Consider the following 24,279-nt stretch of genomic DNA (forward strand, 5'->3'; position numbering starts at 1 on the left):
ACTCTGTCGGGTCACCCCATTGGTCTTGCCTAGTTGCCGGCTCCCCACTAGCGTCCGCGGCGCCAGGCAACGGAGGGTGTGGACAATGGCGTTTGGGCGGCTTCTCTGGGGCGTATTCTTCCTTCTCTCTTTGAGCCTCTCGGCGGCAGCGGCCGACCGAGCGATCGTCATTCTCGATGCATCCGGCTCGATGTGGGGCCAGATCGACGGCAAGCCGAAGCTCATGATCGCCCGCGAAACCCTGCATTCGGTGCTGCCGACGCTGCCGCCGGATCTCGAGCTTGGCTTCATGGCCTACGGTCATCGCGAGAAGGGCAGCTGCGACGATATCGAGCTGATCGTCCCGCCCGCCGCCAACACCGCAGGCGCCATCAACATCGCCGCCGACAATCTGAAATTCCTTGGCAAGACGCCTCTTACCGCGGCCGTCAAGCAGGCGGCGGAGGCACTGAAATACACCGAGGACAAGGCCACCGTGATCCTGATCACGGATGGGTTGGAGACCTGCAATGCCGATCCTTGTGCGCTCGGGAAGGAGCTGAAGCAGTCCGGCGTGGACTTTACCGCGCATGTCGTCGGCTTCGGCCTCACGGCGGAAGAGGGGCGGGAAGTCGCCTGTCTCGCCGAGAACACCGGCGGCAAATATTTCCAGGCCAACGATGCGGCCGGGCTTAGGGATGCTTTGGCGCAAACGGTCGCCGCACCGGCTCCGGCGCCCGAGCCAGCGGCGGCCCCTGCGCCCGAGCCGGCCAGGCCGGAATTCAACTTCATGCCGGTGACGACGCTCGCCGAAGGCGGGCCGGCTGTCGATGACATCGGCCTTTCCTACGAGGTCCGTAAGGCCGATGCCGCCGGCGGCGAAGGCGAACGCGTCACGACCGAATACGGTGCATACAAGGGCAATCTCGAGCCCGGCGATTATGTCGTCAGGGCAGGTCTCGGCGAGGCGTCCCTGGAGCTCCCGGTGAAGATCGAGGGCGACAAGGTCGCTGCGCCGAGTTTCGTTCTCAACGCCGGTACCCTCATCATCCATCCGCGGCCGAGCGAAGGCGCCGAAACAGCCAACGGAGCAACTGTCGTGATCGGCTATCCCCGCGGCGAACGACCGGTCACGACCTATGGCGATACCAAGATCGTGCTCCCTGCCGGCGAAGCGAAGGTGACGGTGAAGATCGGCGGAGGCGAAGTCAGCGAGACCATACAGCTCGCCGCCGGGCAGACAATCGAGAAGGATATCATCGTCGGTGTCGGCCACGTCGTGGCAAATGCGTATTACACTGCCGGAGGGGATAAGGTCGATGCCGGAGGCCTCGCCTTCCAGGTCGTCAAGGCAAAGAAGAAGATCGACGGCAGCCGCGAGGATTTGGGCACCGAATACGGCGCCGACAGCAAATACGACCTTCCGCCCGGCGACTACGTGGTGATTGCCAGGATGGACGAGGCCGTGGCCGAGGCGCCTTTCAGCCTCGCGGCCGGCGAGGCGAAGAACGTCGATGTCAGCCTCGATGCGGGCGTGCTGGCGGTGAATGCTCCCGGCGCCTACCAGATCGAGATTTTCGCAGCAAAGAAGGACATCGGTGGCAATCGCAAGCCGTTCGGATCGGCCTATGCCGACACGCTCCAGACGACTCTGCCGCCCGGCGACTATGCCATCCTCGTGACTCTGCCGGACAATGGCGGCACGAAGGAGGGTTCGGCAACCGTGAAGGCCGGCGAGCGAAGCGAAGTGAAGATCCAGTAGAGCATCGGGACCGAACCGCAGGACCGCGTCAGCGAATAGTGTCCAGCGGTTGTCGGCCAGATCCGATGCATAAACAAGGCGCTGGAGCGGCGTAAGCCGCTCTGGCATTGCCAACGGACGAGGCTGCCGCTATGGAAGATCAGGCTCGTCAAGCAAGAAAGGAGGGCTGCGTGACTAGGTTCGATCACCATCGCCAGCGCGGCCCCGTCCATGCCCTGCAAATGCGTTTGCAGGGCTGACCACAGACGATCGCCAGAAAGCGCATCTCTTTTCGGTCTGCCCTTCGTGGTGATGCCGTGCGTGAGCCTTGAACTCATGCCGGCCTCGCAACAATCCACTGAAGCCGCCCCAGAACACGATCTCGATCTGATGTGGGGACTGGCCGGACAGACCAGAGACGACAATGGCCCTGATCAATCTGCGTTCGCTCGGCGTCACGCTCCGTGCGCCTCTCTTTTCCAACCTCAATCTGACAGTCGCAGCCGGGGATCGGCTCGGCATCGTCGCCGCCAACGGTCGCGGCAAATCCACGCTATTGCGCTGTATCGCCGGATCATTCGAGCCGACGACCGGCGACATCATACGGGCGCGCGGTCTGCGCATCGGCCATGTCGAGCAGGACGTGCCGGCCGATCTCGCCGAGCTGACATTTCGTGAAGTGGTTTGCCGGGCATTGCCTGCGGACCTGATCGAAAGCGAAGCCTGGCGTGTCGATGTCGTGCTGGGTGAGCTGGAAGTGCCGGAAGCGCTGCACGAACGGAAGCTGTCTGCTTTGAGCGGCGGCTGGCAGAGGCTCGCCATGCTTGCCCGCACATGGGTGGGCGAGCCGGACGTGCTTCTGCTCGACGAGCCGACCAATCATCTCGACCTGGCCCGCATCAGCCAACTCGAGCATTGGCTGAACGCATTGCCCCGCGACATGCCCGTGATCGTCTCCAGCCACGATCGCGCGTTCCTCGACGCGGTGACGAACCGGACGGTCTTCCTGCGACCGGAAGCATCTCGTTTCTTTTCGCTGCCGTATTCGCGGGCACGGATGGCACTCGACGAGATCGACGCTTCCGACGAGCGCCGTTACCAGAAGGACATGAAGACGGCCGAGCAGCTACGCCGGCAGGCTGCCAAGCTCAACAATATCGGCATCAATTCGGGCAGCGATCTGTTGACCGTGAAGACCAAGCAGCTCAGGCAACGGGCCGAGCGCATCGAGGATGCGGCGCGTCCGGTGCATCAGGAACGATCGGCGGGCGTGATCAGGCTCGCCAACCGCGGTACTCACGCCAAGGCGCTGATCACGCTCGATGATGCCGCGGTGACGTCGCCCGATGGCGTGCTGCTGTTCAGGACAGGCAGGCTATGGATCCGCCAGGGCGACCGGGTTGTCCTGCTTGGTCGCAACGGCGTCGGCAAGACGCGTTTGATCGGTATGCTCAGGCAGGCAATTGCCGAGCCCGACACCGCGGACCGCGCCGTCAAGGCCACGCCTTCGCTGGTGCTCGGCTACGGCGATCAAGGCCTGGCCGATCTGCCGGACAGCGATACGCCGCTGGCCCTGATCTCGAGGCGCTTCGAGCTCGGCGAGCAGCGTGCCCGCAGCCTGCTGGCCGGTGCGGGAATGAGTATCGACATGCAGTCGAGCCCGATCGGCAGGTTGTCCGGCGGGCAAAAGGCGCGGCTCGGCATGCTGGCGCTGCGGCTCACCACGCCGAACTTCTACCTGCTCGACGAGCCGACCAATCATCTCGACATCGAGGGGCAGGAAGCGCTCGAATCGGAGCTGATGGAGCATGAAGCGAGCTGCCTGCTGGTCTCGCATGACCGCAGCTTCGTGCGCGCCGTGGGTACCCGCTTCTGGCTGATCGACAAACGGCGCATCGTCGAGATGGAGGGGCCGGAGGATTTCTTCGAGGATGTCGCGAGAAAGGATGGGTAGGTGGGAGGGGATTGACAACGGCTTTAAGGTTTGACCGTTGGCGCCGCCCCTCATCCGGCTGCCGCCACCTTCTCCCCGCCAGCGGGGAGAAGCACGACTTCCGCTTTGATTTCGCCAATCGCCCGCGTTGCAGAAGAAGCGCCTTCAAAAACGGCCGGCGTCCTTCTCCCCGTTCTACGGGGAGAAGTGCCCGGCAGGGCGATGAGGGGCCGCGCCGACGGTCAAAAAACTACCTTCGTCGCTATCAACTGCAACGCCCCGTTTCACGGGGTAACTGTGAAAGTCCTGCCTCGACTCAAAAGCAGAACGCTCTAGTGGCCAGATGGAAGCAGTTCAGCCTGGCTTCCTTCTTTGGAGATCAGCTGCGCAGCCCGCTTGTCGAAGGTAACGAACACATCGCCCCCCAGCTGCCTGCCTTCATATGCGATTGCGCCGTCGGCAAAGTCGCCACCTGCCAAGAGCAATGATAGGCCGGCTTCGATAGCAAGCCTGTTCGTCTCGACTTTTTCTGAATCGAGGAGGTCCCGCAGCGACCTGGCAATCGCAAGCGCCGGCTTTTTGTAGCCCTTCTGAAGAACCCACACCAATTCACACAGCGTTGCCACCGGCAGGGCGATTAAGCCTGCGGCATTCAAAACAGCGTATGCAGTCTGAGTTTGAAATTCGTTATCTGCAGTAGCAATGCGGACAAGAACGTTTGTGTCCGGCGTGATCCTCACCGCTTTCCGGCCCATGCATCAGCTATGATCTCATCGATCTCTTCCAGGGTCAGTGAAGGCCCGTTTGGATCGTGCAGACTTCCAAAAAACCGTTCGAGTCCGCCACCTGGCTTTACTGCCTTCAAAGTGGCCTCCCCATCGGGGGCGAGATCCACCCTGATCTTGTCGCCCGGCTTTACCCCGAGGTGCTTTAAAACATCCTTGCGGAGAGTCACTTGGCCCTTGGATGTGACAGTGAGGATTGTCATGGACGATCTCTCTCGGGATCATCCACAATGTAAGGTAATTTTGCCTTACTTTCAAGCAATCCCAAACGCCGCTGCCCCTTGGTCCGCGCGCGTCGCGAGCTGGCGGAAGCCGGCGAACAGCTCACGGCCGAAGCCGTACTCATTGCCGGTGAGGTCGATTGCCGGCACTTTGCGCGCCGCAAGCTGCTCGGTCGGCACGATCACCTCGAGCGTGCCGTTCTCGGCATCGAGCCTGACCATGTCGCCGTCGCGCACCTTGCCGATCGCTCCGCCCGCAAGCGCCTCGGGCGTGACATGAATCGCCGCCGGCACCTTTCCGGAGGCGCCGGACATGCGTCCGTCCGTCACCAGAGCTACCTTGTGGCCGCGGTCCTGCAGGACGCCGAGCACGGTGGTGAGCTTGTGCAGCTCCGGCATGCCGTTCGCCTTGGGGCCCTGGAAGCGGATGACGGCGACGAAGTCGCGGTCGAGATCGCCGGCCTTGAAGGCATCGTTCAGCGCCTGCTGGCTGTCGAATACCAGTGCCGGCGCCTCGATCACCCGCCGTTCGGGCTTCACAGCGGACGTCTTGATGATCGCATGGCCGAGATTGCCGGTGAGCACCTTCAGTCCACCGGTCGGCTGGAATGCCTTGGGATAAGGCGCCAGCACCTTCTCGTCGCCGCTGACGGCGGGTGCGGCTTCGCGCACAACATTTCCGTCGGGGCCGAGTTTCGCCTCGATTGCATAGGGGCGCAGCCCTTCGCCCCATACCGTCCGAACGTCCTCGTGCAGCAACCCGCCGTCGAGCAGCTCCCGGATCAGGAAGCCCATACCCCCCGCCGCGTGGAAATGGTTCACGTCGGCAAGCCCGTTCGGATAAACACGGGCAAGCAGCGGCACGACCTCCGACAGGTCGGAAATGTCCTGCCAGGTGAGCGCGATGCCTGCCGCGGCAGCCATCGCGATCAGGTGGATCGTGTGGTTGGTCGAGCCCCCGGTCGCATGCAGCCCGACCACGCCATTGACGATCGAGCGCTCGTCGATCATTCGCCCGACAGGCGTGTAGTCGTTGCCGAGGCTGCTGATCGAGAGCGCCCGCTTCGTCGCTTCCCTGGTCAGCGCGTCGCGCAGAGGTGTGTTCGGATTGACGAAGGATGCGCCCGGCGTGTGCAGGCCCATGATCTCCATCAGCATCTGATTGGAGTTCGCGGTGCCGTAGAAGGTGCAGGTGCCCGGGCCGTGATAGGACTTCGATTCCGCCGCCAGCAGCTCGGCGCGGCCCACCTTGCCCTCTGCATAGAGCTGTCGGACCTTGGCCTTTTCGTCGTTCGGCAAGCCCGAAGTCATCGGTCCGGCCGGGATGAACACAGCCGGCAGGTGGCCGAAGCTTAGCGCTGCGATCACCAGGCCCGGCACGATCTTGTCGCAGACGCCGAGGAATACGGCTGCATCGAACATGTTGTGCGAGAGCCCGACAGCCGCCGAGAGCGCGATGACGTCGCGCGAGAAGAGCGAAAGCTCCATCCCCGGCTGGCCTTGCGTGACCCCGTCGCACATGGCCGGTACCCCGCCGGCGACCTGCGCGACGCCGCCCGCCTCGCGCGCCGCTTCCTTGATCAGCGTCGGGAACGTTTCGAACGGCTGATGCGCCGACAGCATGTCGTTGTAGGAGGTGATGATGCCGAGATTCGGCACGCGGTCGCCAGCGAGCGCTGACTTGTCGGAGCGCGCGCAAGCGGCAAAGCCGTGCGCGAGGTTGCCGCAGGAGAGCACTGCTCGACTGGCGGTATTGCCGGCGGCTGCGTCAAGCCTCTCGAGATAGGTGTCGCGCGATACCCTGGAGCGCTCGCGAATCCGTTCGGTGATCGCCTCGATCTCTCGTTTTGCCGCCATGGCAATCCCCTTTCACGGAGCCCAATAAATATCGACCGGCCGCTTCCTCCCTTGCCGGAACACTGCGCTGATGGGCCGTGCCACTTCGGGCTGGAGCGCGGCTTCGAGCACGGCTCTCTTTTCGGCACCTTCGATGTGAACGACAATCCATCCCGCTGCGCCGATGCGCGACAGCGGCATGGTCAGCCGGCGCTCGCCGGCGCTCAAAGAATGGACCGGCAGAACGAAGCCGGCCTCGTCTGGCGAAAGCAGCGCGTCGAGGCTGACGGCGTCAGGAAAGAACGAAGCCGTATGCCCGTCCACTCCCATGCCGAGGATCGCGATATCGAGCGGCCAGGGCAGGGCGGCCAGCGCATTGGACGCTTGTTCGGCAGCCGCCTCGACCGTCTCGGCAGGCTGATAGAGTCCGACGAAGCGCGCCTGCTTCGCCCGGTTCTGCAGCAGCGACGAGGCCACGAGCGCTGCATTGGAGCGCTCGGAAGTTTCGGGCACAAAGCGCTCGTCGATCAGCGTGACGACGACCTTCTTCCAGTCGACGTCCTCGTTCGACAAAGCACGGAAAAAGCCGGCCGGCGTTGTTCCGCCCGAAACGGCCAGGAAGGCCGTCCCGCGCTGTTCGATTGCCTGCGTCAGCGCCTTGGCGACATCTGCGGCGAATATCGCGGCAAGCTCGCCGCGCGAGGCGAACTCACGCCATTGAGCGGATGTCTGCATCTCCTCTAAACGCTCTCGTGCCATGTGCGTCCGTCGCGTTCGATGAGCGCGATCGAGGCCGATGGTCCCCAGGTCCCGGACGTGTAGCCCTGCGCTTCCTGGCGGCCGTCTTCCCAGGCGCGGAGGATCGGGTCGACCCAGCGCCAGGCGGCCTCAACCTCGTCACGGCGCATGAATAGCGTCTGGTTGCCGCGCACCACGTCCATGATCAGCCGCTCATAGGCATCGGGGGCCCGCTCGTTGAACGATGTCGCGAAGCTCATGTCGAGCGGGATCTGTCTCAGCCGCATGCCACCCGGCCCTGGATCCTTGATCATGATGAACTGCTTCACTCCCTCGTCGGGCTGCAGCCTGATCACCAGCTGGTTTGGCTGGATCGGGCCGGCCATGTCGTTGAAGATCGAATGAGGGATCGGCTTGAACTCGATGACGATCTCGGAAACTCGCGCGGCGAGCCGCTTCCCGGTCCTCAAATAAAACGGCACGCCCGCCCAGCGCCAGTTGGCAATCTCGGCCTTGATGGCGACGAATGTCTCGGTGTTGCTCCCGTTATTGGAACCGAGCTCCTCCAGATAGCCTTTCACCGGACCGCCTGAAGAGGCGCCCGCACGATATTGTCCGCGCACCGTCGACTTGGGAGCTTCGAGCCCGTTGATACGCTTCAGCGAGTTCAGCACTTTCAGCTTCTCGTCGCGCACGGCATTGGCGTCCATGGAAGCAGGCGCCTCCATCGCCACGAGGCAGACTAGCTGCAGCATGTGGTTCTGCACCATGTCGCGGAGCGCGCCGGCCGTGTCGTAATAGGTGACCCGATCCTCGAGCCCGACCGTCTCGGCTACCGTGATCTGCACATGGTCGACGTGGGCATAGTTCCACAGCGGCTCGTAGAGCGCGTTTGCGAAACGCAGCGCCATCAGGTTCTGCACCGTCTCCTTGCCGAGATAATGGTCGATGCGGAAAATCTGATCCTCGCCGAAGTCCTCGGCGATGATGTCGTTGAGCACCTTTGCCGACTCGAGATCGCGCCCGATCGGCTTCTCCACGACAATGCGGGAGTTGGCCGTGATCAGCTTGTGCTCTTTGACCTTATGCGAAATGTCGCCGAATATGCCCGGCGCCACAGCCAGGTAGAAGACGCGGATCGTGTCGCTTTCGCCGAGCGCCTTCTTGAGCTTGTCAAAGCCGTCGCCGCTCTTGGCATCGACCGGCACATAGCTCAGGCGGCTCAGGAACTTCTCGAGCTCTGCCTTGTCGATATACTCGGCCTTGACGTGCTCCGTGATCGATTTGCGCGCAAAGGCGCGGAAATCTTCGTCGCTCATCTTGCTGCGCGAGGCACCGATAATTCGCGTGGGCTCCGAGAACTGATGGTCGCGCTGGCGGTGGTAGAGCGCCGGCAACAGCTTGCGTTCGGACAGATCGCCGGTGCCGCCGAAGATGATGAAGTCGAATGGAGCGACTGGAATGATCTGGCTTGTCATGGCTGGTCCGTAATGCTGCCGGTCAGATGGCCGGCCCTCTATATTCTAATCGATTTAAGGTTGCCAGCGCCAAGTGCCAGCGCCAAGCTGCCGCACCCCGAAGCTTGACATGGGCAACCGGCAAGGGATTTGTCGGCAGGAATCCGCCACTGGCGTCCCTTCGCATTTGCAACATAGTCACCGGGCCGACGGAATCCAGAGGAGAGTTAGGCAATGGGAGCACATCTGTCGACCACTGTCGCGGAAGGCCGTGCATTCATGCAGCTGGTTGACGGCAAGGCGGCGGATTCGCTTTCGGGCGAACGCATCGATGTCGTTTGCCCGTCAGATGGGCGGAGCTTTGCGTCGATCCCAGCCTCGGGCAAGGCCGACATCGACCGCGCCGTGGCCGCCGCCCGAACCGCTTTCGCGACCGCGAGCTGGGCGCGTATGCCGGCTTTGGAGCGCGGCCGCCGCCTCACGAGGCTCGGCCTGCTTGTCGAGAAGAACGCGAGCGAGCTTGCAGCCCTGGAATCCCGCGACACGGGCAAGCCGGTGCGGCAAGGCCGAGCCGACGTCAACGCCTCGCTGCGCTACTTCGAGTTCTACGGCGGCGCGGCCGACAAGATTCACGGCGACACGATCCCATTCCTCGACGGCTACACGGCGCTGACGCTCCGGGAGCCGCATGGTGTGGTTGCAGGCATCATCCCCTGGAACTATCCGCTCCAGATCCTCTCACGCGTCGTCGGCGCGGGGCTCTCGATGGGCAACACGCTGGTCGTGAAGCCTGCCGAGGACGCTTCGCTCACCGCGATCCGAATGGCGGAACTCGCGCTGGAGGCAGGCTTTCCCGAGGGCGTGTTCAACGTCGTCACCGGCACGGGGCGCGAGGCCGGCGCTGCGCTCGCCGGTCATCCCGGCATCGACTACGTCACTTTCACCGGCTCTCCGCCGACCGGTACGGCGATCCAGCAGGCGGCGGCGGTCAATAACCGCGGCGTCACCATGGAGCTTGGTGGGAAATCACCGCAGATCGTCTTTGCCGATGCCGACATTGAGAAGGCTGTGCCCGTGCTCGTCAACGCCATCATCCAGAACGGTGGCCAGACCTGCTCGGCCGGCAGCCGCATCCTGATCGAACGACCCGCCTATGAAGAGGTCGCTGCCCGGCTCGCAGAGCGGTTCGAGAAGCTCGTCGCCGGGCCTCATGACGCTGACCTCGATCTCGGCGCCTTGATCAGTGCCAGGCAGAAGGTGCGCGTGGCTCAGATGGTCGCCGAGGCCGAACGAGCCGGAACAAAAGTGCTCGCGCGCGGAGCGATTCATTCCGAGGCGCCGGCCAGCGGCCACTATTTCGCGCCGGTCCTGTTCGGCGAGGTGAATCCGGAATCGCATCTGGCTCAGGACGAGGTGTTCGGACCGGTGCTTGCGCTCCTTGCCTTCGAGACCGAAGAGCAGGCGATCGAGCTCGCGAATTCGACCGACTATGGCTTGATCGCCGGGGTCTGGACCAGGGACGGCGCGCGTCAGCACCGCGTCGCCAAGCGGGTCCGTGCCGGCCAGGTCTTCGTCAACGCCTATGGGGCGGGCGGCGGCGTCGAGCTTCCCTTCGGCGGCTTCGGCAAATCCGGCCACGGCCGCGAGAAGGGCTTCGAGGCTCTCTATGACATGTCGGCCACCAAGACGGTCGTGTTCAACCATGGGTAGTTGATATGACTGCAGTTTTGTCGATGGCTGCGCTCTTTCGCGCCCCCCTGTGTCCTGCCGGACATCTCCCCCACAAGGGGGGAGATCGGACGGCCGCTTTGATTTCGCTAATCGCCGCCGCAGAACAAGCGCCGTCAAAAATGAAGGCCAATCTCCCCCCTTGTGGGGGAGATGTCCGGCAGGACAGAGGGGGGCAACGTAGGGCGCCCAACTCGCCAATCAAAGTGGAGGTTCACGATGACCCGCCTCAAGGACAAGGTTGCAATCATCACCGGTGCCGCGTCCGGCTTCGGCGAGGGCATGGCGCGGCGTTTTGCCGAGGAGGGGGCGCAGGTCGTCGTCGCAGACCTCAATGGCGAGGGTGCTGAGCGCGTCGCTCGCAATATCGGCGAAACGGCTGTGCCGGTCACTGCTGACGTGTCGAAGAAATCCGGCACCGACGAAATGGTTGGCGCCGCGCTCGCAAAATTCGGCCGCATCGACGTCATGGTCAACAATGCGGGCTTCACCCACCGCAATGGCGACATGCTGAAGGTCGATGAGCAGACGTTCGATCTGATCACGGCCGTCAATATGAAGGCGATCTACCATTCCACGCTTGCTGTCGTTCCGCTCATGGAAAAACAGGGCGGCGGCGTGATCATCAACACCGCCTCGACTGCAGGGCTGAGGCCGCGGCCCGGCCTTACCTGGTACAACGCCTCGAAAGGCTGGGTGATCACCGCGACCAAGTCGATGGCGGTGGAGCTCGCGCCGAAAAAGATCCGCGTGAACTGCCTCTGTCCGGTCGCCGGCGAAACCGGCATGCTGGAACTCTTCATGGGCGAGGACACGCCCGAGAGGCGTGCCCTGTTCCGCGCCTCCGTGCCGCTTGGCCGTCTCTCGACGCCCCTCGACATTGCCAATGCAGCGCTCTGGCTCGCCTCCGACGAGGCCGAGTTCATTACCGGCGTGGCGCTGGAAGTCGACGGCGGTCGCTGTATCTGAAGGCAGGAATTCGAAGGGCGCAGGCAAGGTGCGGCCTTTGACGGATGCGTGTAGAAAAGAAAGCAGCCGTCATCCATTTGTCGCTATTGGGATGCTTTCGGGTGATGCGGCAGCTTGTCCTCTCATGAACGTTCTTCCCCAGGCCCTCGATGCCGGCAATCTTCGTCAGATCGCGCAGTCGGCGTACAGGCTGCGTCAGGCCCGCGCGACCATGATCGTCATCATTGCCTGTGCAGTCGGGGTGATTGCCGGCGCGCTTGTCACCGGCATGAGCTGGCTTGTTCAGGCAATGCACTGGCTGCTGTTCGACTTGCCGACCGGGGCGCGGCTTTCCGCAATGTTCTCTCTCTCGCATCCGACGCAGGCGCTCGTGCCGGCGGTCGGAGGGGCGCTGATGGGCCTCAGCATCCTCTATCTGCGTCGGTACCGGTTTCGAGCGCCTATCGACCCGATCGAAGCGAACGCGCTGCACGGCGGCAGGATGTCGCTGACGGACACCTTCATCGTTGGGCTGCAGACAATCGTATCGAGCGGGTTTGGAGCTTCGGTCGGCCTTGAGGCGGGTTACACTCAGGTCGGGTCCGGCATCGCGTCATGGGCCGCGCGAACATTGGGCCTGCGCAGGTCGGACGTGAGGCTCCTGGTGGGCTGTGGCTCTGCCGGCGCCATCGGCGCAGCCTTCGGGGCGCCCCTGACGGGTGCCTTCTACGGGTTCGAGCTGGTCATCGGCGTTTATTCGGTCGCCAACGTCGCGCCGGTGCTGGCGGCAGCGCTTTGCGCGTCGCTGACCGCCACCCTGCTCGGCGCCATCCAATTCCCGATCGAAGTCGGCGCCCCCTCGCCGATACCCCCAACACATTATCTGCCGTTCATCCTGCTAGGATTGGCGGCCGGCGGCGTTTCGATCGTGATGATGCGGCTGGTGACGCTGACGGAGGAGCTGTTCAAGCGAATATCCATAGACGCCTCGCTGCGGCCTCTGATGGGCGGATGCGTCGTCGGCATTCTGGCGCTCGTGACGCCGCAGGTACTTTCGAGCGGGCATGGCGCGCTGCACCGCGAGCTCGCCATGAATTATGGGTTTACCGTCATCGCCGAGCTCTTCCTTCTGAAGCTGCTTGCTTCGGCCGTCTCGATCGGGTCCGGCTTTCGCGGCGGGCTTTTCTTCGCCTCCCTGTTCCTCGGCGCTCTGTTCGGCAAGATCTTTGCCGTGGCCACGGCAGTCGCGGCGCCCAGCCTGACGATCGATCCGACCATGGCAGCGGTGGTCGGGATGACGTCGGTGGCCGTCGGCATTGTCGGCGGGCCGCTGACGATGACGTTCCTGGCGCTGGAATCGAGCGGCGACTTGACGCTGACCGGCGTGGTTCTGGCTGCGGCAATCGTCTCGACTGTGCTGGTGCGCGAGGCCTTCGGCTACTCGTTCTCGACGTGGCGGTTCCATCTGAGGGGCGAGACGATCCGCAGCGCCCACGACATCGGCTGGATGCGCAGTCTCACGGTCGGGACGATGATGCGCAGCGATATCCGCACGGTGGACGCCGAGATGACGCTCGAAGCCTTCGAGAAGGAGTTTCCGCTCGGCTCGACCCAGCGGGTCGTCGCGGTAGACGAGCACAAGCGCTATGTCGGAATGCTGATCGTCGCGGACCTTTATGCCGAACGCCCGGACGAGGCATCCGGAACGGCGAGCGTAGGCTCTTTCGCGAAATACCAGGACACGGTGCTGGTACCGAGCATGAACGTCAAATCCGCGGCCGATGCCTTTGCTCGAGCGGGCAGCGAGGAGCTCGCCGTCGTCGCGGATTTGACCGAGCGGCGGGTCGTCGGCCTCCTCACCGAAAGTCATCTGATGCGGCGCTATGCCGAGGAGCTCGAGAAGGCGAGCCGCGACATCTCGGGCGAATCCCTGGGCAGTGTCATGGGGCCCGGCTAGTCTTTCCAAGAAGACTTGAGTGCGTCTTAGAGCCTTCTGCTTTTAGGTCGACGCAGCCAGCGTCAAACGGCTTGCACAAAACTCTATGCTACGCCGCCATCCTCTCCCTCTTTGGCCGATACCACACGTCGACCAGCGCGTCGCGCCCGCGTACGGCCACCGCGCCGTGATTGATGAAACCGGCGGAAGCTTGATGGTCGCCCGCAGCGATAGCCGCCTCTATCACGGCAGCACCGACGCAGATCTCGGCATCGAGCTCGCGGCAGAGATTCTGCAGCCGGCTCGCTACGTTGCAGGTGTCGCCGACGGCGGCGAAGGAAAGGTTGCGCTCACTGCCGATCGCGCCGATCACAACTGGCCCGAACTGGCAGCCCACGCGTATGTCGATCGGCTCGGCGCCTGCTGCTGCTCGCTCGTCGTTCCATTCGTCGAGCGCCAAGATCATCGCGCGCGTAGCTCTCAGCGCCCGCGCCGCATCATCCGGGGCCGGGTTCGGCACGCCGAAGGTCGCCATAATGCAGTCGCCGATATAATTGTCGACAGTTCCCTTATGGTCGAAGACCACGGCTTCCATGCGCCGGTGGAACTCGCGCAGCAACTGGAACACCTGCTCGGCCGGATGGTCCTCCGTGTAGGCCGTAAAGCCGATGATATCGGCAAAAATCACGGCGAGGTCTTGCCGGCGGATCGGCCCGAACGGTTCGTCGGCGGCGGCAAGGACATCGACGACATTGGGCGAGAAATGCCGTGAGAGATTGTACCTCGCCCGTTCCGCCTTGGTGTACTCGTCGGCCAGGTTGCGGGCCCTCAGCACGACGGTACCTATGATTCCCGCTACGATCAGGATGAGCGCGACGTTGACCACCTGCTCCGTGACGTTGACGAAGTTCGGGTCGAGATAGAGCCGCATCCACTCCTTGGGGTCGAAATGCTGGTGGAACAGGTTCGGCACGATGGATTGTGGTCGCTCCGCCACCCACAGCACAGCCAGCCCCCAGGAGATTGCGGCAGCCGTGCCGAGATAGACTGCGTAGCGCACCGAAAGGCTGAGCGCGCCGAGGCAGATGAAGATGAGCAGATATTTGAACCCGCCTTCGCGCAAGGCAATCGCCGCCGGCGGTTCGAATTCCGCGAAGGGGCTGGGCGCAACCATCAGGAAGGTGAGCAGCACGATGTCTAAGACGCCGAGGATCAGGCCGATCGGCATCTTGCGCTTTCCTGCGATCGCCAGCCGGTAGGAGAAGAGCCCGGTCAGGAAGAAAACGGCGAGCGCAGACAGCACATAGAGCATCTGCGCGTCCCACTTGAAGACGAGGATGATTACCAGTGCGATCGCCGCGAGCGCCCCGTTGCGCGCCCAGAACTGCAGCCGCGCGCCCTCGTTCTCGGTCGAGGCAATCAGCGCCCTGAGCCGGTTCCTGCGCCGCTCATCAAGTGATTGTCCGGCTCGTTTCGCCACTGCGGATCTGCTCTGTTCGAAAACTCGCACGGCGATTCGACCGCCTCAAGAATTGGCGACACCATACGCTGGCGAAACGATTTTGGAAGGCCGCCAGCGTCCGGAGCCCACGCTTCGGCCTTGGTCAGGCCGGACGCGCGCCACTCTCGGCATATTCCTGCATAAGTCCCTGGTAGCTGGAGAATTCCGGCTCGGTCTCGAAGCTATGTACCGCGCCGGTCGCGGCCCAGGGCAGCTTTTCCGCCGTCCAGACCTCGATGAAGGGCGCAAACCAGCCGTGCTCGTCCAGCATTGACGGCCTCAGATTGACGAAATCGAAGCCTTCCGGCCGGGTGAACATCCAGGTTTTGCAGTACCAGCAGAAATAATGGTGCGTCGGGCCATGCAGTCCGCCGATCACAGGCTCGCCGTCGGTAACAGCGAAGCCGTCGCTCGGCATCGTCAGCGACAGAGAGAAGGCGCTCGAGCTCATTTTTTGGCAGCCGCGGCAATGACAGGCGGCGGCCATCAATGGCGGCTTCGTGACCTCGAAACGGATGCGACCACACCGGCACCCGCCGCTCCACGGCAGTTTCCAGTCATGCATGACGGTCTCCCATGATCGAACCGAACACGAATTTAGGGCATGATCCCGAAAAAGTTACCGAGTTTTCGGAAAGATCATTCAGCCGAAATGGGATGAATGACTCGACTGAATTCGCCCTGCTCTAGCGCAGGCGACACGCCCTTCCCGCCGTGGGAGCAGCGTGTAAACTTCGTTCCCTCTGCTCGACCAATCAGCTCGCTATGCCACGCGCGAGGCGACCGACATCAATTCGTCCGAGGTCGGCGTCCCAAACATGTAACGGCCGCCCTCGGCAACTTCAGTGAACGTCCAGCGCACGATGCCCTCGCGGTCGAGGAGGAAATGACCGACAAGCTGTCCCTTGCCGGTGGTTTCCATCTGCTGGTCAGCCTCCGTGAATTCATATTTGTCCTTCTTGTCGAGAAACTCCCCGGCCTCAAAGGAGCCCATGGGGCCGGGCAACTCGCCTGGGAGGTCGACCCGGAATGCGGCCGCGTCGGCCATGGACACCTTGTATGGCCAGGCGGTCTCGCTCTCGGTGAATTCGAGATTGGGCAAGCCAAACGCCTGATGTGAAACGCGCTCCGGGTCCGAAGCGGCAATCAGGTCAGGCATCGGATGGTAGCGAAAATAGAGCCGCGCCCGTTCGATGGGCGTGTTGACCACGGTCAGATTCTCAATGCCCCGTTCGCGCAACGCTGGCGTTAGCTGCGAGAGCGCGGCTATATGGCGCCGGCAGAACGGGCAGTGCAGGCCGCGGAAGAGCCCGACGAGCAGCGGTTTCTGGCCGCGAAAATCGTCGATGGCGATCTTGCCGTCGCGTGTGATTGCGTCGAGCACAACGTTGGGCGCCCGCTCGCCCGGCTGCAGTGGTCCAATATCGATACGCTCCGGCATCTGAACGTCCTCTGGATATCGCCGCAGGAGCGGCCTAATGCGCAAGTTGCGAGGCCGCCGACATCAATTCTTGCGAATTCGGCGCGCCGAACATGTTGTGTCCGCCTTCGGCGGTCTCGTTGAAGGTCCAACGCACAATACCTTCTCTGTCGAGGAGAAACTGACCTGTCATCTGGGCGACTCCAGTCGCAATCATCTCCTGATCCGCCTCTCTGATTTCGTAGTCGTCCTTCCTGTTGAGGTATTCCATGGCTGAAAATGGGTCCATGGGCTCGGGCAATTCCCCTGGAATATCGAGGCGCATAGAGGTCACGACTTCCGAGCTGACCTTGTATGGCCAAGCAGTCTCATTCTCGGTGACCTGCAAATTGGGCAGGCCGAATGCCCGATGCGCAGCACGCTCTGGATCGGCAGCCGCAAGCAACGCCGGCATCGGATGGTAACGGAAATAGAGCCGCGCCCGTTCAATCGGTGTGTTGACGACCGTTAGGCTCTCCACGCCTTTCTCGCGCAGCGAGGGCGCCAATTTTGACAATGCCGTGATGTGGCGGCGGCAGAACGGGCAGTGCAGGCCGCGAAACAGCCCGATCAGCAAGGCCTTCTGACCGCGAAAGTCGTCGATGGCGATCTTGCCGTCGCGCGTGATTGCGTCGAGCACGACATTCGGTGCCCGGTCGCCCGGCTGCAGCGGTCCAATATCGATATCCTCGGACATTCCGAATCTCCTCCCGGTCAGTCAAGAAAAGGCAGGACGATAAGTGCGTCGGGGTCGAGCCCGTGCTGGGCGCAGACATCCTGTGCCAGCGCAAAATAACGATCGGCCTCAGCCAGGTTGTCGAGGTCGAGATTGAGTGTCGCTAGGCCATCATAGCACGGAAAGAGAAGCTGTGGTTCACTTGTTTCTCGGGCGATTTGCAGCGCTTCGCCGTAGAGCTTCGCTGCCAACTCCGGCTTTCCGTTGCACTGGTGGATTTGCCCGAGCACGATCAACGGCACCGACAGATGCTCGCGCTGGTCAAGCGCGCGGTCGATTTCAATCGCCTCCTCGGCAGCGGGCACGCCTTCCTCGGGACACCTGTCGGTGAAGGTGCAGCAGGCAACCGCGAGGTTGGCGAGCAACCGCGCCTGGAAGCCGAGATCGCCGATCCGGCGCGCCACATCGAGCCCGCGCCGGCATACGTCTATGGCTCGCTGCGGATTGATCAGCGTATAGAGCACGCCGAGATTGGTATAGCCACGGCAAGCGGCGCTCATCAGTCCGGCGGCTTCGGCGACTTCGACGCTACGCTCCACCTCGCGCACCGCCTCCTGGCTCCTGCCGGCCCGTGCGAGAGCGACGCCCTTGGTGTTGAGCGCTTCGGCGGTCGCTAGTGCGGCCTCGCGTCGGCTGGCGTCGTCGGCGTCAGGCGGCACGCACCTCGCGGCGGCAAGGGCATCGTCCGCCCACTTCACCGCACGGGCATGATCTCCGGTGCGGAATGCCAGCCGGCCCCGCTCTTGCCATAAATGCGCCTGCTCGACCGGTGCATCCGTTTCCGAGAGCAGCGTGGCGGCCTGCGCGTAGCTCGCCTCTGCCTGTTCGCGCCTGCCCCAGTCCCACAGCAGCCGTCCGGTCTTGCGCAGAATGCGTGCCGCTCCGATCCGGTCCCCGGCGGTTTGGTAGGCATCGAGCGCCGTCCGGTAATGCTCTTGCGCTGCCTCGCGCCTCCCGCTCGGCCCGCTGAGGTCGGCAATGCACTCGTTGAGGAGGAGCGCCATCTGGGATTGCCCCGATCGAGCGAGCGTCGCCAGCGCTTGCTGGTAGAGGCGAAGCGCGTCTTCATTGGCATAGATGATGTGGGCCCGGTCGCCCGCCTTCATCAGGTAGCGCGCTCCCTTCTCCTCGGCTGCGCTCAGGCTGAAATGGTGCCCGAGCAACGTCAGATCCTCGAGTTTTTCCGGGTCATCGCCTGAAAGGTCCTCCAGCGCCTTGCCAATCCTGCCATGCATCTCTGTGCGCCGCTGCAAGAGCAGGTTCTGATAGATCACGTCCTGCAGCAGGGTCTGCGTGAAGCGGTAGCTTTGCGAGGCAATCGAGCCGGCGCCGGAGACCTCTTCGATGAGCTCGAAATCGCAGAGCAGCTCCAGACCGGTCTGCAGCCTCGCCGGGTCGGCGGTAATCATCTGCAGCAGGGCCCCGTCGAAACGTGGACCGATCACGGCGGCCTCTTGCGCCAGCCTGCGCACGTCCTGCGGTAGCCGGTCGATGCGGGCGAGCAACATCGCCTGGATGCTGGCCGGGATGCCGGCGCCAGCCTCGTCGGACGCGATCTGCCATTTCGCGCCGTCGCGCCTGAGCACGCCGCTATCGATCAGCCCACGCACGATTTCTTCGATGAAGAGCGGGTTGCCGCCCGCCCTGCTCAGGATCCGGTTCGCGAGACGGCCTGAGGACTTGGACAAAGGAATGCCGAACAGCGCCGCAAGCAGGTCTTGGCCCTCAGGGTCACTCAAAGGCCAGAGCCGCAGAGCCGTGTGGCTGACCTTGGTGGAGTCGAGCTGGTCGTTTTCCGGCGCCGGTCGGTGCGTGACTACGAGCATGAGCCGTGTGCGCTCGAGCCGATCCACAACGAATCGCAGCGCCTCGAGCGATACGGCATCTGCCCAGTGCAGGTCTTCGACGACGATCAGGAGAGGTGAAAGCGCCAGCCGCCGCTCCATGATGGTGCGGATTGCGTAGAGAATCTGCCGCCTCAGCTGCTCGGGCTCGACATGCCGCAAGGTCGCATCGGGATCGCTGACCCCGAGCACGTGGAAGAGCAGTGGCTTGAGCCGCTCGGCCTCTTCCCCATGAAGCCCCAGCTCGCCGAGCAGCAAGCCGAGCTTTGCCCGGATTTCGTCCGGGGGATCGTTCTGCATCATGCCGCCGGCGCTGCGAACCACCGCCGCGAGCGCGCCGTAGGACTGCTCGCCGCGCGGCGAGCAGGCGGTCTGCCGCACGGCGACATTCCCGAACCGCTCGTCGTCGCGCACACGGGCGATGAATTCCCTGACCAGCCGCGACTTGCCAATGCCGGCCTCGCCGACCAGCCGCACGAGCTGGGCCGAGCCGTTGCAGGCCCTATCCAGGCACGCCAGCATTCGCCCGAGCTCGGCGGCGCGCCCGATCAGCGGTGCGCTGAGCCCAAGCGCCTCCAAGCCGCGCGCCGCGCGCGGTGCATCGAGTTGCTCCACGAGCCTGTGCACCATGACACTGCCGGACTTGCCGCGCAGTGCGACGTCGCCCAGCGATTCATAGGAGAAGGCATGGCGAGTGAGCCTGTAGGTCAAGGGGCCGACCAGCACCTCGCCTGGTGCGGCGAGCGATTGCAGGCGCTGCGCCGTGTTCACGGTATCGCCGGTCACGGAATAGGATTTGGCGCTGCCGACACCGAATGCGCCCGTCACCACTGGCCCGGTGTTGATGCCGATATGCAGCTCCAGCGGCAAGCCGGCGAAAGCCTTCGAGCGCTTGCCGATGCGGGCCATGCGCTCGATCATGTCGAGGGCGCCGCGGAGCGCCCGCTCCGGATCGTCCTCATGCGCGACGGGTGCGCCGAACAAAGCAAGCAGCGCATCTCCGATGAACTTGTCGACGAAGCCGCCGGCATTTTGCACCGCCGCAGTCAGCTCCTCGAACAACTCGTTCTGCAGCGATTGCATGACTTCCGGGTCGAGCTGCTCGCTGAGTGAGGTAAAGCCGGTAAGGTCCGCGAAAAGGATCGTGACGGTTCGGCGGTCGGCCTCCAGGTCGGGTGGTGGACGCCCAGGCCCTGGAATCCGCTCGTCCACCGCTATGCGATCAGCGCCAGAGCGGTCGCCGATTGCTGCGCGGCGGCCGGTCGGCATGTCACTGCTTGCGTCCGCTATGGACGCGTTGCCCAGGCCCGCCCCGCATTTTGGACAGAAGGAGAATTCCGGCGCACAGAGATAGCCGCAGCCCTGGCATGCCCGAGGCTGCTTCGCGCCGCATTTCGGGCAGAACGCGAAACCGGCCTCAATCTGGAAACCGCAGCTTGCGCAATTCATCGATCAAGATCTCAAGGGCAGCGGCAAACCAGGCTTGTTTGCGATAATTCTAATATAAGCATGGACCGCCGCCGCCCGCTCCGCAAGCGGCAGGACGAGGATGGATGCAGAACTCGCGATTTGCGGCCGCTCGCGGAAAGCGCGAGGGGCGGAAAGGCGAAGCCGAACCGGCCAGGCCGGTTCAGCTCACAGATATGCTGGCCCTTGCAGCTTTCTCGGAAAGGCGCTGCATGAACTTCCCCCTGTCGATGACCGCCCGTTCGTGGAAGCCCTCGCCGATGAGGCCCGCTTCGTCGCTGCATCTTACTTTGAAGCGCAGCTTGCGGCCCTCAACCGCGATCAACTCGATTTCGGCAGTGGCGGTCATGCCCACAGGTGTCGCCGCGACATGGCTCACGTCGACGTGAGTGCCAACGGTCCTTTCGTTGAGATCGAGGAATGGCCGAAGCGCTTCGATGCATGCCCATTCGATGAAGCCGACCATGAAGGCCGTCGCGAAAACAGGCGGCATCTCTTCGAAACCCGCGAAGGCGGAAGATACCTGCGGGACGGTGAGAGATTCGTCGATGCGCAGGCTGAGTGTATGGCGAAGTCCCGCCTTGAGTTCGGCTTTCATGAGGATCCCCCCGATATCGCGTGACACGTGAAACGTATCACACCGCGCATCGGGCGACCGCAGCACTGGCATGCGACTTTCGGCTGATTCAACTGACAGGCTGACTAGATCCGGTCCCTCAGCGCATACCAGTTGAGGGCGAGAAACATCAGCGGCTGGCGCAAGAGACGGCCGCCGGGAAAGGCGGGAATTTTCAGCTCCTCGAAAAGCTTGAGCCGGTCGCGGTTTCCGGCGACGGTTTCGGCATAGAGCTTGCCCATGAAGTTCGACAGCATGACGCCGTGCCCGGAATAGCCGCCGGTCGCGATCACATTGGGCATCACCTCGCGCACGAAGGGCCGGCGCGGCATGGTGATGCCGACATAGCCGCCCCAGCCATGTGTGATCTCGATGTCCTTCAATGCCGGATAGACCTCGGCGATCTGCCGGCGGATGTGGAGGTGGATGTCCTTCGGATCCTTGACCGCATAGATCTCGCGCCCGCCGAACAGCAGCCGCCCGTCGTTCGACTTGCGGAAATAGCGCACGACGAAGCGTGAATCGTCGACCGACTCCCCGCCGGGCAGCACGGGGCTTTGCGCACCGAGCGGCACGGTCGCTCCAATGAAGGAGCCGATCGGCATGATATGCGCTGCGCTCACCGGCTCCAGCCCGTTGCCGTAGGCATCGACGGTGATGAGCCCCTTGTCGGCCCTGATCGTTCCTTTCGGCGTTGTCACCTCGACCTTGCCGCCATTCGCTCGGATGCCGGTCGCCTTGGTGTTCTCGAAAAGCTGTGCGCGCGCCTCCGCGGCCACGCGCGCCGTTCCGATCACCAACTTGAGCGGATGGATGTGGCCGGTGCCGGTGTCGCGTGTCCCGCCGAAATATGCTGACGAGCCGACTCGTTGGGCGGTCTCGGCCGCGTCCATGAAGGAGATGTGCTCGTAGCCGGCTCGCTCGCGCATATAGTCGGCATAATTCCTGTAGTCATCGACATAACGCTTCTTGTGGGCGACAGAGAGCTGACCCGGCGTGAAGTCGATGTCGATCCTGTTCGTCGCGGCGAACTCGAGCAGATGTGCCTTTGCCTCCTCGGCAAGGTCGAACAATGCTTTGGCCCTCGTCCAGCCGAGCAAAGCTTCGAGTTCGTCGAGCGGCGTGCGCTGACCGGTGCCGAGCTGGCCGCCATTGCGCCCCGATGCGCCGTCGCCGAACCGGTATGCTTCGATGAGCACAACGTTCGCGCCGGCCTTGGCCAGGTGCGCTGCCGCCGAGAGGCCGGTGAACCCGCCGCCGATGACGATGACATCTGCTTTGCGATCGCCGTCGAGCGTCGGGTAGGTTGGACGGTCTCCGACCGTGTCCTCATACCAGGAGATGCCGGGGGAGATTGGGGATTGGTAGAGCATCGGAACCAGGGCAGTAGGGCAATAAGGCAATAGGGCAATAGGGCAATAGGGTTATTGACCGGACAGCTTACGGATCAGCAGCCGGAGCAACTTGCCCACGCTTTCGCTGCGTTCCAGAGTTGGCGCAATGGCATCGTCGCGGGCAATGCCGATTCGCTGAGCGATCGTGAGGTGGGTCTCCAGTTCCTTTAGCGAACCCTGCGCGATGCGGAGAAACTGCTGATAGGAACCGCGATTCTCGCGTCCGTAGCCCTCAGCAATATTCGCTGCCACGGAAGTAGCAGCTCTTCGAGCCTGCGCCGTCAGTCCATATAGTTCATCCTTTGGCCAGTTCTTTGTGACTTGATAGACCGCTACAGCTAAGTCGATGGCTTGCTGCCAAACTACCAAGTCCCTGTGTGACTGCACCTCTGATGACATTTGAGCTCTGCTCCCCCCTATTGCCCTATTGCCCTATTGCCTTACTCGCTCACACATTCAGCAACAAAAACTCCCTCTCCCACGGACTGATCACTTCCATGAAGGTCTCGAATTCCGCCCGTTTGATCGCGGCGTAGGTCGAGGAGAACTGCTTGCCGAGCACCTGGTGCAGCTCCTCGTCGGCTTCGAACAGGTCGACGGCCTCCAGCAGGCCGCGGGGCAGGTCGATCTCGTCCTCGTTGGCGGTGGTGATCACCGGCGCCTCCGGCTGGATCTTGTTGCGCATGCCCATGAGCCCGCAGGCGAGCGAGGCGGCAAGCGCCAGATAGGGATTGGCGTCGGAGGAGGGGATACGGTTCTCGACGCGCCGGGCGGCCGGATCCGAGCGCGGCACGCGGAACGCCGTGGTGCGATTGTCGTAGCCCCATTTGTTGTTGACCGGCGCAGATGCCGCCTGGGTGAGCCGGCGATAGGAGTTGACGTATGGCGCCAGCATCACCAGCGCGTTTGCTATATGCTTCTGCATGCCGCCGACGAAATGCTTGAAGGCCTCCGATTCCGATCCGTCCTCGTTGGAGAAGACGTTGCGGCCCGTCTTCTTGTCCACCACCGACTGGTGGATATGCATGGCCGAGCCGGGCTGGCCCTGGATGGGTTTGGCCATGAAGGTCGCATAGGTCTCGTGTTTCAGCGCGGCTTCGCGAATGGTGCGCTTGAACATGAACACCTGGTCGGCGAGCTCGATCGGATCGCCGTGCCGAAGGTTGATCTCCAGCTGGCCCGCGCCCTCTTCATGGATCAGCGTGTCGATCTCCAGGCCCTGCCCTTCAGAGAAATGGTAGATGTCGTCGATCAGCTCGTCGAACTCGTTGACGCCGGCGATCGAATAGCCGGCGCCGCCGCCGATCGGCCGGCCGGAGCGCCCGACCGGCGGCACCAGCGGATAGTCGGGGTCTGGATTCTTCCGCACGAGATAGAACTCGATTTCCGGTGCCACCACCGGTCTCAGCCCAGCCTCTGCATAGGCCGCGACGACGCGCTTCAACACATTGCGCGGCGTGAACTCGACGACGCGGCCGTCCTGGTGCACGAGATCGCAGATCACCTGTGCGGTCGGGTCCTCCTCCCAAGGCACGACGGAGAGGGTGGACAGGTCCGGCACCAGCTTCAGGTCGCCGTCGTCCTCAGGGTATTGGAAGCCGTTGCCGTCCTCGGGATAACCGCCCGAGATGGTCGTCATGAACACGGCGGACGGCAGCGCGAGCGAGGTATTGGAGGTAAATTTCTTCGACGGCATCATCTTGCCGCGGGCAACGCCAGCCTGGTCGGGCGTGATGCACTCTATGTCCTCGATGCCGCGCCATTCCAGCCATTCGTCGGCTTCTTTCCAGTTCCTTACGCCACGGCGGTTCTTCAGGAATTGGGGCATGCGGGAGCGCCCCGCGCGATTTGACGGTCGGGCTTCCTTCTTTAGGACTGGCATCAATCACCGAGATAGTTGCGGATTTCGCGACTATAGCCATGGCCGCTGACGGAAGCAAAGAGGGCCGAGCCGGGCCTT

At 63.2% G+C, this 24,279-nt stretch carries 19 protein-coding genes; 5 read left to right on the plus strand and 14 right to left on the minus strand.

Annotated features, from left to right (window positions below; all coding sequences use genetic code 11):
• Positions 1–85: 85 nt before the first annotated feature.
• Both SAZ10_RS25415 and SAZ10_RS25420 read left to right on the plus strand, forming a co-directional pair.
• Entirely contained in the window at positions 86–1,741 is a 1,656-nt protein-coding gene (locus tag SAZ10_RS25415; RefSeq protein ID WP_318612199.1) for a vWA domain-containing protein, read from the plus strand.
• Between the two features lie 403 nt (positions 1,742–2,144).
• Entirely contained in the window at positions 2,145–3,674 is a 1,530-nt protein-coding gene (locus SAZ10_RS25420; protein WP_318612200.1) for an ABC-F family ATP-binding cassette domain-containing protein, read from the plus strand.
• A 311-nt stretch (positions 3,675–3,985) separates the two neighbouring features.
• Here SAZ10_RS25420 and SAZ10_RS25425 read toward each other — a convergent pair whose 3' ends face one another.
• Genes SAZ10_RS25425 through zwf form a run of 5 tightly spaced genes read right to left on the minus strand, consistent with a single transcriptional unit; the run spans position 3,986 to position 8,711 of the window.
• On the minus strand, positions 3,986–4,393 hold the full coding sequence (locus tag SAZ10_RS25425; RefSeq protein WP_318612201.1) for a type II toxin-antitoxin system VapC family toxin: 408 nt from the start codon (positions 4,391–4,393) through the stop codon (positions 3,986–3,988).
• On the minus strand, positions 4,390–4,641 hold the full coding sequence (locus SAZ10_RS25430; protein ID WP_318612202.1) for an AbrB/MazE/SpoVT family DNA-binding domain-containing protein: 252 nt from the start codon (positions 4,639–4,641) through the stop codon (positions 4,390–4,392). The genes SAZ10_RS25425 and SAZ10_RS25430 overlap by 4 nt, the downstream gene beginning before the upstream one ends.
• Positions 4,642–4,692: 51 nt before the next feature.
• A complete protein-coding gene (edd, locus tag SAZ10_RS25435) occupies positions 4,693–6,516 on the minus strand; it encodes a phosphogluconate dehydratase (RefSeq protein WP_318612203.1) in 1,824 nt (607 codons plus the stop codon).
• A 12-nt stretch (positions 6,517–6,528) separates the two neighbouring features.
• Complete coding sequence (gene pgl, locus SAZ10_RS25440) at positions 6,529–7,230, minus strand: 6-phosphogluconolactonase (protein ID WP_318612204.1); 702 nt, start codon at positions 7,228–7,230, stop codon at positions 6,529–6,531.
• 5 nt (positions 7,231–7,235) lie between these two features.
• Positions 7,236–8,711 (minus strand): glucose-6-phosphate dehydrogenase, encoded by a 1,476-nt coding sequence (gene zwf, locus SAZ10_RS25445; RefSeq protein WP_318612205.1) that lies wholly within the window; start codon positions 8,709–8,711, stop codon positions 7,236–7,238.
• Between the two features lie 213 nt (positions 8,712–8,924).
• Between zwf and SAZ10_RS25450 the strand changes: the two genes are divergently transcribed.
• The 3 genes from SAZ10_RS25450 to SAZ10_RS25460 all read left to right on the plus strand — a co-directional run bounded on the left by SAZ10_RS25450 (position 8,925) and on the right by SAZ10_RS25460 (position 13,323).
• A complete protein-coding gene (locus SAZ10_RS25450) occupies positions 8,925–10,400 on the plus strand; it encodes an aldehyde dehydrogenase family protein (protein WP_318612206.1) in 1,476 nt (491 codons plus the stop codon).
• 237 nt (positions 10,401–10,637) lie between these two features.
• Positions 10,638–11,387 (plus strand): SDR family oxidoreductase, encoded by a 750-nt coding sequence (locus SAZ10_RS25455; protein WP_318612207.1) that lies wholly within the window; start codon positions 10,638–10,640, stop codon positions 11,385–11,387.
• A gap of 124 nt (positions 11,388–11,511) precedes the next feature.
• On the plus strand, positions 11,512–13,323 hold the full coding sequence (locus tag SAZ10_RS25460) for a chloride channel protein (protein ID WP_412535298.1): 1,812 nt from the start codon (positions 11,512–11,514) through the stop codon (positions 13,321–13,323).
• Between the two features lie 88 nt (positions 13,324–13,411).
• On the opposite strand, the gene SAZ10_RS25465 is transcribed toward SAZ10_RS25460, so the two are convergent.
• The 9 genes from SAZ10_RS25465 to SAZ10_RS25505 all read right to left on the minus strand — a co-directional run bounded on the left by SAZ10_RS25465 (position 13,412) and on the right by SAZ10_RS25505 (position 24,147).
• Complete coding sequence (locus SAZ10_RS25465) at positions 13,412–14,782, minus strand: adenylate/guanylate cyclase domain-containing protein (RefSeq protein ID WP_318612208.1); 1,371 nt, start codon at positions 14,780–14,782, stop codon at positions 13,412–13,414.
• A gap of 124 nt (positions 14,783–14,906) precedes the next feature.
• Entirely contained in the window at positions 14,907–15,368 is a 462-nt protein-coding gene (locus SAZ10_RS25470) for a GFA family protein (RefSeq protein ID WP_318612209.1), read from the minus strand.
• A gap of 198 nt (positions 15,369–15,566) precedes the next feature.
• On the minus strand, positions 15,567–16,244 hold the full coding sequence (locus SAZ10_RS25475) for a peroxiredoxin-like family protein (RefSeq protein ID WP_318612210.1): 678 nt from the start codon (positions 16,242–16,244) through the stop codon (positions 15,567–15,569).
• A 34-nt stretch (positions 16,245–16,278) separates the two neighbouring features.
• Positions 16,279–16,959 (minus strand): peroxiredoxin-like family protein, encoded by a 681-nt coding sequence (locus SAZ10_RS25480; protein WP_318612211.1) that lies wholly within the window; start codon positions 16,957–16,959, stop codon positions 16,279–16,281.
• 17 nt (positions 16,960–16,976) lie between these two features.
• Positions 16,977–20,291, minus strand: a complete 3,315-nt coding sequence (locus SAZ10_RS25485) for an adenylate/guanylate cyclase domain-containing protein (RefSeq protein WP_318612212.1) — start codon at positions 20,289–20,291, stop codon at positions 16,977–16,979.
• A 181-nt stretch (positions 20,292–20,472) separates the two neighbouring features.
• Positions 20,473–20,907 carry a thioesterase family protein gene (locus tag SAZ10_RS25490; protein ID WP_318612213.1) on the minus strand — a complete coding sequence of 145 codons (435 nt, stop codon included), beginning with the start codon at positions 20,905–20,907 and terminating at the stop codon, positions 20,473–20,475.
• 104 nt (positions 20,908–21,011) lie between these two features.
• Positions 21,012–22,298 (minus strand): FAD-binding oxidoreductase, encoded by a 1,287-nt coding sequence (locus SAZ10_RS25495; RefSeq protein ID WP_318612214.1) that lies wholly within the window; start codon positions 22,296–22,298, stop codon positions 21,012–21,014.
• 51 nt (positions 22,299–22,349) lie between these two features.
• Positions 22,350–22,718, minus strand: a complete 369-nt coding sequence (locus SAZ10_RS25500) for a four helix bundle protein (protein ID WP_318612215.1) — start codon at positions 22,716–22,718, stop codon at positions 22,350–22,352.
• 49 nt (positions 22,719–22,767) lie between these two features.
• Positions 22,768–24,147, minus strand: coding sequence for a glutamine synthetase family protein (locus SAZ10_RS25505; protein WP_318612216.1), 1,380 nt, complete (start codon positions 24,145–24,147; stop codon positions 22,768–22,770).
• Positions 24,148–24,279: the final 132 nt, after the last annotated feature.

The sequence above is a fragment of the Mesorhizobium sp. BAC0120 genome, from assembly GCF_033542235.1.
In the GTDB taxonomy this organism is placed as follows: Bacteria; Pseudomonadota; Alphaproteobacteria; order Rhizobiales; family Rhizobiaceae; genus JAWRCU01.

Coding starts and splice junctions, on each gene's coding strand:
- SAZ10_RS25415 (WP_318612199.1), top strand. CDS start 86: ATGGCGTTTGGGCGGCTTCTCTGGGGCGTATTCTTCCTTCTCTCTTTG.
- SAZ10_RS25420 (WP_318612200.1), top strand. CDS start 2,145: ATGGCCCTGATCAATCTGCGTTCGCTCGGCGTCACGCTCCGTGCGCCT.
- SAZ10_RS25430 (WP_318612202.1), bottom strand. CDS start 4,641: ATGACAATCCTCACTGTCACATCCAAGGGCCAAGTGACTCTCCGCAAG.
- edd (WP_318612203.1), bottom strand. CDS start 6,516: ATGGCGGCAAAACGAGAGATCGAGGCGATCACCGAACGGATTCGCGAG.
- pgl (WP_318612204.1), bottom strand. CDS start 7,230: ATGCAGACATCCGCTCAATGGCGTGAGTTCGCCTCGCGCGGCGAGCTT.
- zwf (WP_318612205.1), bottom strand. CDS start 8,711: ATGACAAGCCAGATCATTCCAGTCGCTCCATTCGACTTCATCATCTTC.
- SAZ10_RS25450 (WP_318612206.1), top strand. CDS start 8,925: ATGGGAGCACATCTGTCGACCACTGTCGCGGAAGGCCGTGCATTCATG.
- SAZ10_RS25455 (WP_318612207.1), top strand. CDS start 10,638: ATGACCCGCCTCAAGGACAAGGTTGCAATCATCACCGGTGCCGCGTCC.
- SAZ10_RS25460 (WP_412535298.1), top strand. CDS start 11,512: ATGAACGTTCTTCCCCAGGCCCTCGATGCCGGCAATCTTCGTCAGATC.
- SAZ10_RS25470 (WP_318612209.1), bottom strand. CDS start 15,368: ATGCATGACTGGAAACTGCCGTGGAGCGGCGGGTGCCGGTGTGGTCGC.
- SAZ10_RS25475 (WP_318612210.1), bottom strand. CDS start 16,244: ATGCCGGAGCGTATCGATATTGGACCACTGCAGCCGGGCGAGCGGGCG.
- SAZ10_RS25480 (WP_318612211.1), bottom strand. CDS start 16,959: ATGTCCGAGGATATCGATATTGGACCGCTGCAGCCGGGCGACCGGGCA.
- SAZ10_RS25485 (WP_318612212.1), bottom strand. CDS start 20,291: ATGAATTGCGCAAGCTGCGGTTTCCAGATTGAGGCCGGTTTCGCGTTC.
- SAZ10_RS25490 (WP_318612213.1), bottom strand. CDS start 20,907: ATGAAAGCCGAACTCAAGGCGGGACTTCGCCATACACTCAGCCTGCGC.
- SAZ10_RS25495 (WP_318612214.1), bottom strand. CDS start 22,298: ATGCTCTACCAATCCCCAATCTCCCCCGGCATCTCCTGGTATGAGGAC.
- SAZ10_RS25500 (WP_318612215.1), bottom strand. CDS start 22,718: ATGTCATCAGAGGTGCAGTCACACAGGGACTTGGTAGTTTGGCAGCAA.
- SAZ10_RS25505 (WP_318612216.1), bottom strand. CDS start 24,147: ATGCCCCAATTCCTGAAGAACCGCCGTGGCGTAAGGAACTGGAAAGAA.